This is a genomic window from Pseudomonas pichavaramensis (assembly GCF_050473265.1).
Taxonomy (GTDB): domain Bacteria; phylum Pseudomonadota; class Gammaproteobacteria; order Pseudomonadales; family Pseudomonadaceae; genus Aquipseudomonas.
The window spans coordinates 131919-145356 of record NZ_JBJKFJ010000001.1; the positions used below are offsets into that span (position 1 = coordinate 131919).

Here is a 13438-nt window from a genome sequence, read left to right on the forward strand (position 1 = left end):
CGCCGGTTGGAGGCGGTGCTACGCTGGATGTAGTGGCTAATTGCCCGTCACGGTCTAAGGACGGCTCCATGCGCTGGTTATCCCTATGGCTCTCCCTGGCTTGTCAGCCGCTTCTGGCGGCACCCTGGTTTCCCTATCCGGTCCAGGCCGATGGGCGCTCTCTTAACTACCAACCGCTGCAGTCGGCGTCACTGCCCTGGCGGATCTGCGCGCTCTTACCGCATGGCAAGGACCGCTACTGGTGGGGCGTCGCCTGGGGGCTGGATCAGGAGGCGCGCCGGCTCGGCGTCAGGCTCGGGATCTACGAAGCGGGAGGTTACGAGCATGCGGACGTCCAGCTTGAGCAATTCGATCGCTGCGTAGCCGAGGGCGCCGATGCCTTCATCGTTGCCAGCATCAACACCTACGACCTGTGCGACGCGGCGAAAGTGCAACTGCGTGCCGGACGCCCGGTCATCGATCTGATCAACCGCCTGGAGTGTAAGGGGCTGACAGGGCATTCACGGGTCGACTTCGCCGATATGACGCGCGCCACCCTCGACTATCTGGTGCGTCTCAGTGGTGATCGTCCGATTCAGGTCGGTTGGCTACCAGGGCCGGCGGATGCCGGCTGGGTGCAGGATGCCGAGCGGGGTTTGCGCGAGGCTTTGCCTGACACCGCCGTTACCCTGGTGCACGGCGGTTATGGGCCAGTGGACCGCAGCCGCCAGGCGCAACTGGTCCGTGAGCTTTTCAAGCAGCATCCGCATCTCGATTACCTGATCGGCAATGCCGAGGCCGCAGCCTTCGCTGCACAACTGGTGCGCAATAATGGCTCCCCTGCACAGGTGTTGTCCTTCTATGCGACAGAGCGCGTACTCGAGCAGATTCGCGAGGGGCAGGTGCTGGCGGCGCCTACCGATTCCCCCGTGATTCAGGCGCGTATCGCCCTGGATATGGCCGTGCGCGGTTTACGTGGTGAGAAGCTGGCGCAGTTGATCAGTCCGCAGATCGAGATGCTCGATGCCGATTCGCTCGAGCACTTCGATCTGGGCCGGCTGATGCCGCCAGAGGGGCATTGGATGATCCGGCAGGAATTACCCGACTAGCCTGTCGCTCGGGCTGCGCAGTGCCGCACCACGTACAGGCTGCTCGCCCGCCACGAAGTACGCCGCATTACTGCGCGGCAACGGCTGGCGCCCACGAATCCGATCAGCGATTTTCTCGGCGATCATGATGGTGGTGGCGTTGAGGTTGCCGGTGATGATCTCCGGCATGATCGACGCATCCACTACCCGCAGGCCCTGAAGGCCATGCACGCGCCCCTGACCATCGACCACTGCCATATCGTCTTCGCCCATCTTGCAGGAGCACGAGGGGTGGAAGGCGGTTTCCGCATGTTCGCGAATGAAGGCGTCGAGCTCGTCATCGCTCTGCACATGGGCGCCAGGGCTGATCTCGCGGCCTCGATAAGGGTCGAGCGCCGGTTGCGCCATGATTTCGCGGGTCAGACGAATGCCGTCGCGAAACTCCTGCCAGTCCTGCTCGTGGCTCATGTAGTTGAAAAGGATGCTCGGGTGCTGGCGCGGGTCTTTGGACTTGAGCTGAACGCGTCCGCGACTCGGCGAGCGCATCGAGCCGACATGGGCCTGAAAGCCGTGCTCGTTCACTGCATTGCTGCCGTTGTAGTTGATCGCCACCGGCAGAAAGTGGAACTGGATATTGGGCCAGGCGAACTCGGGACGCGTGCGGATGAAACCGCCAGCCTCGAACTGGTTGCTGGCGCCGATACCGTTACCGCTGAACAACCACTGCGCGCCGATACCCGGCTGGTTGAGCAGCTTCAGTGCGGGGTATAGCGATACCGGTTTGGTGCAGGCATATTGCAGATACATCTCCAGATGGTCCTGCAGGTTCTGGCCTACGCCCGGCAGCTCATGCACCAATGGGATATCCAGTTCGTTCAGCAGTGCTGCCGGGCCAACGCCGGAGCGCTGCAGGATCTGTGGCGAAGCGATAGCGCCGGCGCATAGCAACACCTCGCGCCGGGCATGGGCGGTTTGTGCGTCATCCGAGTTGCCGAGCAGGTAGCTGACAGCGCTGGCGCGCGTGCCATCGAACAGAATGCGGTCGGTGGTGGCGTGAGTGACGATGGTCAGGTTGGGCCGTGCCCGGGCCTGGTCCAGATAGCCGCGAGCCGTACTGGCGCGGCGACCTTCCGGGGTCACTGTCCGGTCCATCGGACCGAAGCCTTCCTGCTGATAACCGTTGAGGTCATCGGTACGCGGGTAACCGGCCTGTACGCCGGCTTCGACCATGGCGTGGAACAGCGGGTTGTTCCCGGCCTTGGGTGTGGTCACGCTGACCGGGCCATCGCCGCCATGGTAGTCGTTGGCGCCGATGTCACGGGTTTCCGCTTTGCGGAAATAGGGCAGGCAGTCGAGGTAGGTCCAGTCTTCCAGGCCCTTGGCCTTGGCCCAGTTGTCGAAATCCAGCGCATTGCCGCGGATGTAGCACATGCCGTTGATCAACGACGAGCCGCCGAGGCCCTTGCCGCGACCACATTCCATGCGGCGGTTGTTCATGTGCGGTTCCGGGTCTGTCTCATACGCCCAGTTGTAGCGCCGGCCCTGCAGCGGGTAGGCGAGGGCGGCGGGCATCTGGGTACGGAAGTCCAGGCGGTAGTCCGGGCCACCGGCCTCCAGCAGCAGCACACTGACGTCCGCGTCTTCGCTCAGGCGGGTGGCCAGGACGTTACCGGCCGAACCAGCACCGATGATGATGTAGTCGAATTCCTGGGTCATGTTTCCTCCTGTTGCCCGGCGGTTATCCGGGGGAGCACGGGTGAATGTCTCCGGACTGCATCCGGGCTGCGGGGCGGCGGTTTTTGTCGGAGCGGATTCACCCGCGATGCCTTTCGCGGATGAAACGGTGCGCCGCCCGGCCGCTCCGACATGGCGTGACGATGGCGGTCAGAACACCGAGGCGTAGTCGCCCATTTCCAGCTGCACCGACTTGATGCGGGTGTAGTGGCCAAGGGTGACCAGGCCGTTCTCGCGGCCGACACCGGATTGCTTGTAGCCACCCACCGGCATCTCGGCCGGTGACTCGCCCCAGGTGTTGATCCAGCAGATGCCGGCTTCAAGCTTGTGAATAACCCGGTGCGCGCGGTTCAGATCACGGGTCACCACACCGGCTGCCAGGCCGTAGTCGGTGTCGTTGGCGCGGCGGATCACTTCTTCTTCGCTGTCGTAGACCAGGATGCTCATCACCGGGCCGAAGATCTCTTCGCGGACGATGGTCATGTCGTCCTTGCAGTCGGTGAACACGGTCGGGGCAACGTAGGCGCCGTTGGCGTATTCGCCTTCGGTCACGCGCGAGCCGCCAATCAACAGACGTGCGCCTTCGCTGCGGCCCTTGTCGATGTAACCGAGCACGCTTTCCATGTGCGCGTAGCTGACCAGCGGGCCGAAATTGGTGGCGTCATTCAGTGGGTCGCCAAGGCGGATACGCTTGACCCGCTCCAGCACCTTGGCCTCGAAACGCGCCTGCAGCATACGCGGCACGAATACGCGCGTACCGTTGGTGCACACCTGACCGGAGCTGTAGAAGTTGGCCATGACTGCGATGTCTGCTGCGCGCTCCAGATCGGCGTCTTCGAAGATGATCAGCGGCGACTTGCCACCCAACTCCATGGTCACTTCTTTCAGGGTGGAGCTGGAGGCGCTGGCCATTACCTTCTTGCCGGTGACGGTGCCGCCAGTGAAGGAAATCTTTTCGATGCCCGGATGCTCTGTCAGCCACTGGCCGACTTCACGGCCGCTGCCGGTGAGGACGTTGAATACGCCATCCGGCAGGCCCGCCTCGGTGTAGATCTCGGCGAGCTTCAGGGTCGTCAGAGAGGTGACTTCGCTGGGCTTGAAGATCATTGCGTTGCCGGCGGCCAGGGCCGGAGCGGATTTCCACAGGGCGATCTGGATCGGGTAGTTCCAGGCGCCGATACCTGCGACCACGCCCAGCGGTTCGCGACGGGTGTAGACGAAGGAGGTGTCGCGCAACGGAATCTGTTCGCCTTCGACGGCCGGGATCAGGCCGGCGTAGTACTCCAGCACGTCGGCGCCGGTAACGATATCGACGTAGCGTGTTTCGGAGAGCGGCTTGCCGGTGTCGAGGGTTTCCAGCTCGGCCAGCTCATCGTTGCGCTCACGCAGGATGTCCACGGCCCTGCGCAGGACGCGCGAGCGCTGCATGGCGGTCATGGCTGCCCACACCTTTTGCCCTTCGGCTGCACTGGCCACGGCGCGGTCGACGTCGGCCTGGCTGGCGCGCTGCACCTTGGCCAGTACCTCGCCGGTCGCCGGGTTGATGCTGTCGAAGGTTTCTCCACTGCTGGCGGCGACATACTGGCCGCCAATGTAGAGCTGCTGTTCGGCGAAACGGGGCATGGGCTGTCCTCTGAACATAGTCATTTGCTTGGAGAACAGCCTATTTTATTTAAATTGAACGATCAATCAATAAAAACGACGGCATGCAGCCAAACGCGACATGTATGTGGGCGAACGGTCGTCCGTAGGGTGCGCTGTGCGCACCGAGCGATCTAAATGATCAGAGAAAGGAGTTGTACGTGGTGCGCATAGCGCACCCTACGAAGCCTTGGCCAACTGCAGTTCGAGGTAGTCATAGGCGATACGACGTGCCTGTTCCGTATCGAAGGCTTCGCCGGAAAGCGCGCCGCGCAGCCACAGACCGTCGATCAGCGAAGCCAGGCCGCGAGCGGCGAGGCGTGCCTGATCCTGTGGCAGAACACGGTGGAACTGGCCGCAGAGGTTGGAGTAGAGACGGTGGTCGTTGACCCGTTGCAGGCGGCGCAGGGCGGGGTGGTGCATGCTGCTGGCCCAGAATGCCAGCCAGGTTTTCATCGCCGGACCACTGACCTGACTGTCGTCGAAGTTGCCATCGATCATCGCCCTGAGGTGAGCGCTCGGCCCGTCTTCGCCCAAGGTCCTGCGGCGTTCGCCCACCGCATCGCTGAGCGCCTGCATCAGGTGGCGCATAGTCGCCTCGAGCAGGCCGTTCTTGTCCTTGAAGTAATGGCTGATGATGCCGTTGGACACCCCAGCCAGGCGGGCAATGTAAGCGATGCTGGCGTCGGCCATACCGACCTGGTCAACGGCTTCCAGGGTGGCGGCGATCAGTTGGGAGCGGCGGATGGGCTGCATGCCGACCTTGGGCATGGGGAACTCCATGAAGACAGGAGGGCGCAGTCTAGGCGGATTTTGATCGAACGATCAATTACATGGAGCGCTACCGGCGGCGTGTCACGTGAGATTGAACGTAGGGTGCGCCATACGCACCACCTTATCGCTGATAGAACTCGGTGCGCACAGCCGAGATGGCCCGCGACGCCCTACGGAAATGACGAAGCGGGCCATTGGCCCGCTTCGTGTTGGTGATCAACCGGCAGTTACTTCAGCCAGCTGTCCACGCGCTCAGGGTTTGCAGCGATCCAGTCCTTGGCGGCCTGATCCGGCTTGGCGCCTTCGCGGATGGCCAGCATCACGGCACCGACCTCTTCACCACTCCAGGACAGCTTGCTGAGGAACGCGGCGGCGTCGGCGGCTTTGCCCTTAAATTCCGGATTGACCACGGTGTCGACGTGCTCGTCATCGCCGTAGACTTTCTTCGGATCTTCCAGGAAGCGCAGTTTCCACTTGGCGAACATCCAGTGCGGAATCCAGCCAGTGACCACGATCGGCTTCTGCGATTTCTCGGCACGGGTCAGGGCAGTCGCCATGGCCGGACCGGAGCTCGGCATCAGCTTGATGCTGGCCAGGTTGTATTCCTTGATGGCTTCTTCGGTGCGGCGCATCACGCCGGCACCTGCGTCGATGCCGGTGATCTTGCCGTCGAAGTCCTTGGCGTATTTTTCCAGGTCTTCGATGGTCTTGGCTTCGACATAGTCAGGCACGATCAGACCGATCTTGGCGCCGGAGTAGTTGGTTCCGAGGATCTCGACCTTGTCCTTGAGCTTTTCGTAGTACTCGCCATGGGTGGCGGGCAGCCAGGCGGAGAGGGTAGCGTCGAGGTCACCGCGGGCAACGCCCTGCCACATGATGGCAGGTTCTACCGGCTTCAGCTCGACGGTGTAACCGAGGCGGCTCTGCAGGATTTCTCCGGCCACGTGGGTGACCGCGACGCTGTCGTCCCAACCGTTGACGTAGCCGATCTTGAGGGTGGGTTTGTCGGCAGCGAGGGCGCTGCCCATGCCGATGGCCAGGGCCGCAGCGCCGAGGCAGAGATGCTTGAATACGCGCATATGTTAGTGCTCCGTCAGTTGAGTGGCAGTTGCAAAAGTGTTGACTGGCTCGTTCTCATTGCGGGCCTTGCGAAACCGTTTTGCGCAGCTTTTTTTCGGTCCGCGGGCAATATCTCCCCATCACGGCCAGGATTCGGTCGCTAGCGTCTAACGAGGAGGCTTCCGGCTTGAACCCGAAGGTTCAAGCCCGAATCGGGTCGTGGCCTGTTACAGCCCGACGTGTTTCTTCACTGCAGCGACGCCGTCCTGACCGTCGAAGGTGGTCACCCCGCTCAGCCACTGATCGAGGATCGCCGGATTGGCCTTGATCCACTCCTTGGCAACGTTCTGCGGGTTTTCCTTCTCCAGGACCTTTTCCATCAGCTGGCTTTCCATCTCCACAGTGAACTGCAGGTTGTTCAGCAGTTTGCCGACGTTCTCGCAGCGCGCTTCGTAGTCCGGCGGTACCACGGTGTAGACCTTGGCCGCGCCGTAGTCCGGGCCAAATACGTCGTCACCACCGGAGAGGTAGGTGATGTCGTATTGGGTGTTCATCGGATGCGGTGCCCAGCCGAGGAACACCACCGGCTCCTTCTTCTTGATGGCGCGCGATACCTGTACCAGCATGCCGGCTTCGCTGGACTCGACCATGCGGAAATCGCCGAGCTCGAACTGGTTGTTCTTGATCATGCCGTCGATCAGCAGGTTGCCATCGTTACCCGGCTCGATGCCGTAGATCTTGCCACCCAGCTGATCCTTGAACTTGGCGATGTCCTGGAAGCTCTTCAGGCCGGCCTCGGCTGCATAGGTCGGCACGGCCAGGGTGTACTTGGCGCCTTCCAGGTTGGCCTTGGGCAGTACCTTGACGCCATCGTCCTTGAGGAAGGGCTCGATCACCGAGTCCATCGAGGGCGCCCAGTAGCCGAGGAAGACGTCGACCTGGCCGCTTTTCACGCCGGTAAAGGCGATGGGTACCGACGCCATGATCTTGCGTGGCTGATAACCCAGGCCTTCGGCCAGGGTCATGGCCACACCGGTGGTCGCGGCGATGTCCGCCCAGCCGATCTCGGCAAAACGTACTTGCTTGCAGCTGGCCGGCTCCGCGGCCATGGCACCCTGCATCAGTGCGCAGGACAGCAGGCCGATGGCGGTGGTGGTCTTGAACGATTTCATCTGCGGTTCCCTGTGAAGTGAAAAAGTGTTTACTGGCGCTGCAGTTTGCCGCTGAACCAGGCGAACACACCACGCTTGGCGGTTTGCTTGGTGCCAAAGCTTTCGGTGATGCGGTCGAGAATGATCGCCAGCAACACCACGGCCATACCGCTTTCGAAGCCTAGACCGATATCCAGGCGCTGGATGCTCGCCAGCACGTCGTTACCCAGACCACCGGCACCGACCATCGAGGCGATGATTACCATCGACAGGGCCATCATGATGGTCTGGTTTACCCCGGCCATGATCGACGGCATGGCGTTGGGCAGCTGTACCTTGAACAGCAGTTGGCGGCTGGTGCAGCCGAAGGACTGGCCGGCTTCGACGATTTCCTTGTTCACCTGGCGGATGCCCAGGCTGGTCAGACGCACGGCAGGCGGCATGGCGAAGATCACCGTGGCGATGATGCCGGGCACGCGACCGAGGCCGAAGAGCATGGCGGCCGGAATCAGATAGACGAACGCCGGCATGGTCTGCATGAAGTCGAGAATCGGCCGGATGATGGTTGCTACCCGCTCGCTCTTGGCAGCCCAGATGCCCAGCGGTATGCCCAGCAACAGACTGATCAGCGTCGAGGAGAAGGTCAGGCCGAGGGTGACCACGGTCTGCTCCCAGAAACCGGTCATGACGATCAGGATGAAGGCCACCGCAGTGAACACTGCGAAGCGAGCCCCGATGCGCCACAGGCCAAGTGCAACGAAGATGGCGATGAGCAACCAGGCTGGTGGCAGCATCAACAGCGCTTCGATGGCCTCGGAGAAACCACTGACCACCTTACCGATGCTGTCGAACGCGCCGCTGTAGTTGTCGAGCAGGTGCTGGACGACGTCATTGACCCAGCTGCCCAGGTCCAGTTTTGAGTCACTCATTGGATTCCCCCTGCAGGCGAGTCAGCAGACGACCCTTGCTGATGGCGCCACAGTAGTGGCCTTCGGCGTCGACGACGGGGATCGGCCCTTCGTTGTCCACGAGACGAGTGATGATGTCTTCCAGAGGCATATCCTCCGGAACCGGGACCACCTGCTTGAGTGCGGCGTTGTCCAGTGGTGTGGGCTGGTCGCCTTCGACCATCAGGGCGATTTTCTCCAGGCTGATGGAGCCCTGGAAGTTGTTCTGTTCGTCGACGATGAACGCATAGTGCTTGTCCAGCGCCTGCAGCTCCTTGCAAATCTTCGCTGCATCCGGTGCCTTGCCGTTGTAAACGTAGGTCGGCACGCTGTCGGCCTTGAGCTGGCCCGCGGTGAGATAGCGACTGGTGTCAACGGTATCGAAGAAGTTGCGTACGTATTCGTTGGCGGGCTTCTCGATCAGCTCCTGCGGCGTGCCGACCTGAATCAGCTTGCCACCTTCCATGATGCCGATGCGAGTGCCGATGCGCATGGCCTCTTCGATGTCATGGGAAACGAAGATGATGGTGCGGCGATGGGTCTTCTGCAGCTCCAGCAGGACGTCCTGCATCTCGCGGCGTTTGAGCGGGTCGAGGGCGGAAAAGGCCTCGTCCATGATGATCATCGACGGGTTCACCGTCAGTGCGCGGGCCAGGCCTACGCGTTGCTGCATACCACCGGACAGCTCGTGCGGATACTTGTGGGCGAAGGTGTCCAGGCCAACCTGGGTGAGCACTTCCATGGCGCGCGCCTCGCGCTCCTTGCGACCTACGCCGGCGACTTCAAGGCCGAAGGCGGCGTTGTCCAGCACGCTGCGCGAGGGCATCAGGGCGAAGGACTGGAAGACCATGCTCATGTCGCGGCGACGCAGGTCGATCAACTGCGCTTCCGGCAGTTTGGCCACGTTCTGGCCGTCGATGTAGACATCCCCGGCACTGGGTTCGACCAGGCGGTTGATGAGGCGGATAAGGGTGGATTTACCGGAGCCAGAGAGGCCCATGAGAACGAAGATTTCGCCTTCTTCGACGCTGAACGAGACATCACTCACGCCAATCACGGCGCCTTTCTCGGCCAGAATTTTTTCCTTGCTCCAGCCTTCTTTGAGCAGGTCGATGGCTTCTTGTGGGTTTGGGCCGAAAACCTTGTACAGGTGTTCGACCACGATCTTTCCAGACTGCATGGGACGTTTCCCCTTCAATCGATACTCAGCTCACTCTGGCACTGCCGGGCACGCATCATCGAAGCGTAGAACAGCTGTGTCAGGTTTCTGATACCTGTGTGGGTGTTTGCTGGGTTTCGAGGCTGGCGAACGCCTTGCCGCAGGCGTGGGGAGTGACATCCGGGCACACTGCGGCGCACGCGGTTGATGGCGATAGCTGCCAACTGCGTCGTTGCATGATGCTCATGAATGACCTTGCCTTGCCGTGCTGCAAACCGCTTTCCAAACCCTCTGGCAGTGCTTTGAAGCCCGTTCCCTTGGGATTTCATGCGCCGTCCTGGCGCATGCGTACATCCGAAATTTCTTGTTGGTCTGGCCCCGATTGCAGGTGAGCCAGCACTTGTTCTGTTCTTCGGTCCGGGGCGGTGGGCCCCAGTCTGCCGTTCCTCCTCGGGATACGGCAGCGACGTCATCGGCTGACTCAACGATATAGCCTTGAAGCCTATGCAATTGTCGGTTTGCGACTCTGACGTGCTGGGCGACGACATACCCTGCACGCGATTTATATTCCCGTCCCCATGACGTTTTCTGGGCTCCTGATTTCACTGCTCGGTACTGTCTCGAATCTGCTTCGGCTGTCTGCCTAGAGCGGGTTTCAAGAACAGCCCTTTAAAACCTTAACAGACTTTTTTGTCCCTTGGCCAAGGCTGGAGGCCGCGCCGGGCTTGGTTTTCGGCTTTTGATACGGAGCGCAGCCAGCGTCCCTTGGGGGCTGTGGCGATGTTGAAAAAAATTTACAGAAGCGCGCAAACAGCCGTTGCGTGCAGAGCGAAAACAGCTGCTTGCGGAACATGACCAAAGGGTCATCCAGTCGTCATCCTCCCGCGGAGCGCAAGGTGTTGTGGATGCCGGTGATAAATCGATGAAAGCCAGTTAAATGCCTGCAATTTTTCCGCTTTTCGAGGTTTTTAGTTGATTTCAGTTGTTCGAAGTCAGGGGAGTACCGAACGCGGCAGTTATGGGTGCGCCCTGATAGCGGGTCACGCCGTTGAGCCAACTGGCGATCACCTCGGGGTTTTCCTCGATCCACTGTTTGGCCACGCGGCGGCGGTTGGTGTTGCCTTCAAGTACCGCGCTCATCAGATGGTTCTCCGCAGAAATGGTGAACGTCATGTTGCGAAATAGCTTCGCCAGGTTCGGGCATTGCTGGCTGAAGTTGCCGCGTGCCACGGTGTTGACCTGCGCCGCGCCGTAGTTGGGGCCGAAGTAATCGTCGCCTCCGGCCAGATAGTTCATCTTCAGACGGTCGTTCATCGGATGGGGTTCCCAGCCAAGGAATACAGCCCATTTATCCAGTCTCTGGGCGCGTTCGACGTGGTTGAGCATGCCGATCTCGCTGGATTCGACCAGGGTGAAACCGGCCAGTCCGAAGGTGTTGTCGCGAATCATGCCTTTGACCATCTCGTTACCTTCGTTACCAGGTTCGATACCGAAGATCTGTCCGCCAAGTTCATCCTTGAAACGGTGGATGTCGGCGAAGTCCTTCAGTCCCGCCTCATAAGCAGGAGCAAGCACCGCAAGGGTGTAGCGAACAGTCGGCAGGTTGGTATGCAGTTTTTCGATCTTGCCGCTATCGATATGACCTTGAACGAGTTCCGCTTGCGCCGGCATCCAGTTACCGAGGAATACGTCTAACTGGCCCTCCGACAGGCCGCGATAGGTCTCGGGCAGCGACAGGCGCTGGACCTGCGTGCGATAGCCAATCTCGCCCAGTACCAGGCGAGCGACCGCAGTGGTCATGGTGATGTCGGTCCAGCCGACATCGCTCAGACGGACCTGCTCGCAGCGTCTGTCTTCAGCGGCCTGTAGTGCGGTGGACGAGATGAGGGTAATCGCGGACAGCAGTTGGGACAGTCTCTTCATGGGCTTACCTGTGTATGTGGTGGCCAGGACCTGATTGAAAAATCCTCTGGAGCGCGTGCGCGTTATTTCGTAGCAAGAGGTGGGCCGTTAGCGCGCCTGAAAAGCGACCTCGGCATATCGAAACGAGACGCGGCTGACTGGCACCATGGCTAAGGCCGCTAATGGGCATGCGCTTGGTCGGTGCTGGGTGCGGCCATCAGACTTCCGAGCTGTTTGGGAGCGGCGTTGTCGTTACCAGGATATTGATCAGTGAGCGCAGGTGGGGTCATGGGATGATGCATAACCGCGTGCGGGTAGATGGCTAGAACGCTACGTTCTAGGTGGGTCAAAAAGGTCATCACGAGTATCTGGGAGCTCGCGCAGAGGGCTGGCAACTGGAGCAATCGGGCGCTGACCTTTGCTGGTGCACCGTTCGCTCGCGACATCCTCTTTCGCGAGATTTTGGTGCGGCGCAATAGGGCCTCTTTATCAGTGTTAGTGACTGATCGGTCGCGGTTGTTACCGCCCGTGCGTTACTGCCAGGGCATGCTGTCGTAGCACGTTGCACGGCAAGTGCTACCGAAATGCTCAAGCCCCCGAGCCATGGGGCTTTGCGGGGAAGGCTTCGCTCCCTTTGGCGGACGCAAAAGCCGGTGTTGGCGGGCCATCCGTCAATGGCGATTTATTTTTGAATGCGCAATCAATTTAGGCATGGCGTTTGCCTAGTCATTTCCATCTAATCTGGTTGGCGTGACCGGACCAGAACAAAACAGAACCTTGCCTCGAGCAGGGTTCACACCGTGCTTAGCGTGAGGGTTTCATCGATGTCGCAGTTCAGCCAAGGGGGCCAGCCCCAGAACCGTGTGTCTCAGTCCATTGGCTTCCTGCTTCTGGATAACTTCACCCTGATTTCCCTGGCCTCGGCTGTGGAACCTCTGCGCATGGCCAACCAACTTTCCGGCAAGGAGCTGTTTCGCTGGCACACCCTGACTCACGACGGCCAACCGGTCAGTGCCAGCGATGGTTTGCAGATCACGCCGGACGCTGCCATGCAGAACGCGCCGACACTGGACGCAGTGATCGTATGCGGCGGTGTGGACATCCAGCACAGCGTCAAACGCGAGCACATCAGCTGGCTGCAGCTGCAGGCGCGCCAAGGTCGTCAGCTGGGTGCGGTGTGCACCGGCAGCTGGGCACTGGCCAAGGCCGGTTTGCTCGACGGCTATGACTGCAGCGTGCACTGGGAGTGTCTGGCCTCGATGCAGGAAGCCTTCCCGCGTGCGGCCATCACCACGCGCCTGTTCTCCATCGATCGCAATCGTCACACCAGTTCGGGTGGCACCGCCCCGATGGACATGATGCTGCACATGATCGGCCAGCAGCATGGTCGCGAACTGGCTGCCGGCATCTCGGAAATGTTCATCTACGAGCGTATTCGTAACGAACAGGATCACCAGCGCGTGCCGCTCAAGCACATGCTCGGCAGCAATCAACCGAAGCTGCAGGAAATCGTCGCGTTGATGGAAGCGAATCTGGAGGAGCCGATCGATCTCGACGAGCTGGCCTGCTTCGTCGACATTTCGCGCCGTCAGCTGGAACGTCTGTTCCAGAAGTACCTGCACTGCTCGCCATCGCGCTACTACCTCAAGCTGCGCCTGATCCGTGCCCGTCAACTGCTCAAGCAGACCAGCATGTCGATCATCGAAGTGGCATCGGTCTGTGGTTTCGTTTCCACGCCGCACTTCTCCAAGTGCTACCGCGAGTACTTCGGCATTCCGCCGCGTGACGAGCGCGCCGGCCAGCAGGGCAACAATCTGGTCGTGCTGTTGCCGATCCCGGATCAGCAGGTCAATTCCAGTGCGGTACTGGCGCTCAGCCGCGCCCAGGGTGAATCCACCTTTGCCAGCGTGCGAATCTGAGTCTGATCACTCTGCAATGAAAACGGGGCGCCAATGGCGCCCCGTTTTGTTTCTATGGTCATCGCTGCAGGCCAGATGCCATAGG

At 60.8% G+C, this 13438-nt stretch carries 10 protein-coding genes; 2 read left to right on the forward strand and 8 right to left on the reverse strand.

Annotation, left to right across the window (positions count from 1 at the left end):
* Window positions 1-68 precede the first annotated feature (68 nt).
* Window positions 69-1088 (forward strand): TMAO reductase system periplasmic protein TorT, encoded by a 1020-nt coding sequence (torT, locus tag ACJRW5_RS00570; RefSeq protein WP_484568597.1) that lies wholly within the window; start codon window positions 69-71, stop codon window positions 1086-1088.
* On the opposite strand, the gene betA is transcribed toward torT, so the two are convergent.
* The 8 genes from betA to choX all read right to left on the reverse strand — a co-directional run bounded on the left by betA (window position 1077) and on the right by choX (window position 11455).
* Window positions 1077-2783 carry a choline dehydrogenase gene (gene betA, locus ACJRW5_RS00575; RefSeq protein ID WP_484568598.1) on the reverse strand — a complete coding sequence of 569 codons (1707 nt, stop codon included), beginning with the start codon at window positions 2781-2783 and terminating at the stop codon, window positions 1077-1079. The genes torT and betA overlap by 12 nt on opposite strands.
* Window positions 2784-2951: 168 nt before the next feature.
* A complete protein-coding gene (gene betB / locus ACJRW5_RS00580) occupies window positions 2952-4424 on the reverse strand; it encodes a betaine-aldehyde dehydrogenase (protein ID WP_484568599.1) in 1473 nt (490 codons plus the stop codon).
* Between the two features lie 198 nt (window positions 4425-4622).
* The gene (betI, locus tag ACJRW5_RS00585) at window positions 4623-5213 is read right to left on the reverse strand and encodes a transcriptional regulator BetI (protein WP_484568600.1); all 591 of its coding nucleotides are present in this window, start codon (window positions 5211-5213) and stop codon (window positions 4623-4625) included.
* 230 nt (window positions 5214-5443) lie between these two features.
* Window positions 5444-6295 (reverse strand): glycine betaine ABC transporter substrate-binding protein, encoded by an 852-nt coding sequence (locus ACJRW5_RS00590; protein WP_484568601.1) that lies wholly within the window; start codon window positions 6293-6295, stop codon window positions 5444-5446.
* Between the two features lie 207 nt (window positions 6296-6502).
* The gene (locus tag ACJRW5_RS00595; protein WP_484568602.1) at window positions 6503-7447 is read right to left on the reverse strand and encodes a choline ABC transporter substrate-binding protein; all 945 of its coding nucleotides are present in this window, start codon (window positions 7445-7447) and stop codon (window positions 6503-6505) included.
* Window positions 7448-7476: 29 nt separating this feature from the next.
* Complete coding sequence (locus ACJRW5_RS00600) at window positions 7477-8355, reverse strand: ABC transporter permease (RefSeq protein ID WP_484568603.1); 879 nt, start codon at window positions 8353-8355, stop codon at window positions 7477-7479.
* Window positions 8348-9553, reverse strand: a complete 1206-nt coding sequence (locus ACJRW5_RS00605) for a quaternary amine ABC transporter ATP-binding protein (RefSeq protein ID WP_484568604.1) — start codon at window positions 9551-9553, stop codon at window positions 8348-8350. Before ACJRW5_RS00605 ends, ACJRW5_RS00600 begins: the two co-directional genes overlap by 8 nt.
* Window positions 9554-10510: 957 nt before the next feature.
* Window positions 10511-11455: a choline ABC transporter substrate-binding protein gene (gene choX, locus ACJRW5_RS00610; RefSeq protein WP_484568605.1), complete on the reverse strand. Its 945-nt coding sequence runs from the start codon at window positions 11453-11455 to the stop codon at window positions 10511-10513.
* 803 nt (window positions 11456-12258) lie between these two features.
* On the opposite strand from choX, the gene gbdR reads away from it, so the two are divergent.
* On the forward strand, window positions 12259-13353 hold the full coding sequence (gene gbdR / locus ACJRW5_RS00615) for a choline metabolism transcriptional regulator GbdR (RefSeq protein WP_484568606.1): 1095 nt from the start codon (window positions 12259-12261) through the stop codon (window positions 13351-13353).
* The last annotated feature ends 85 nt before the right edge of the window (window positions 13354-13438 follow it).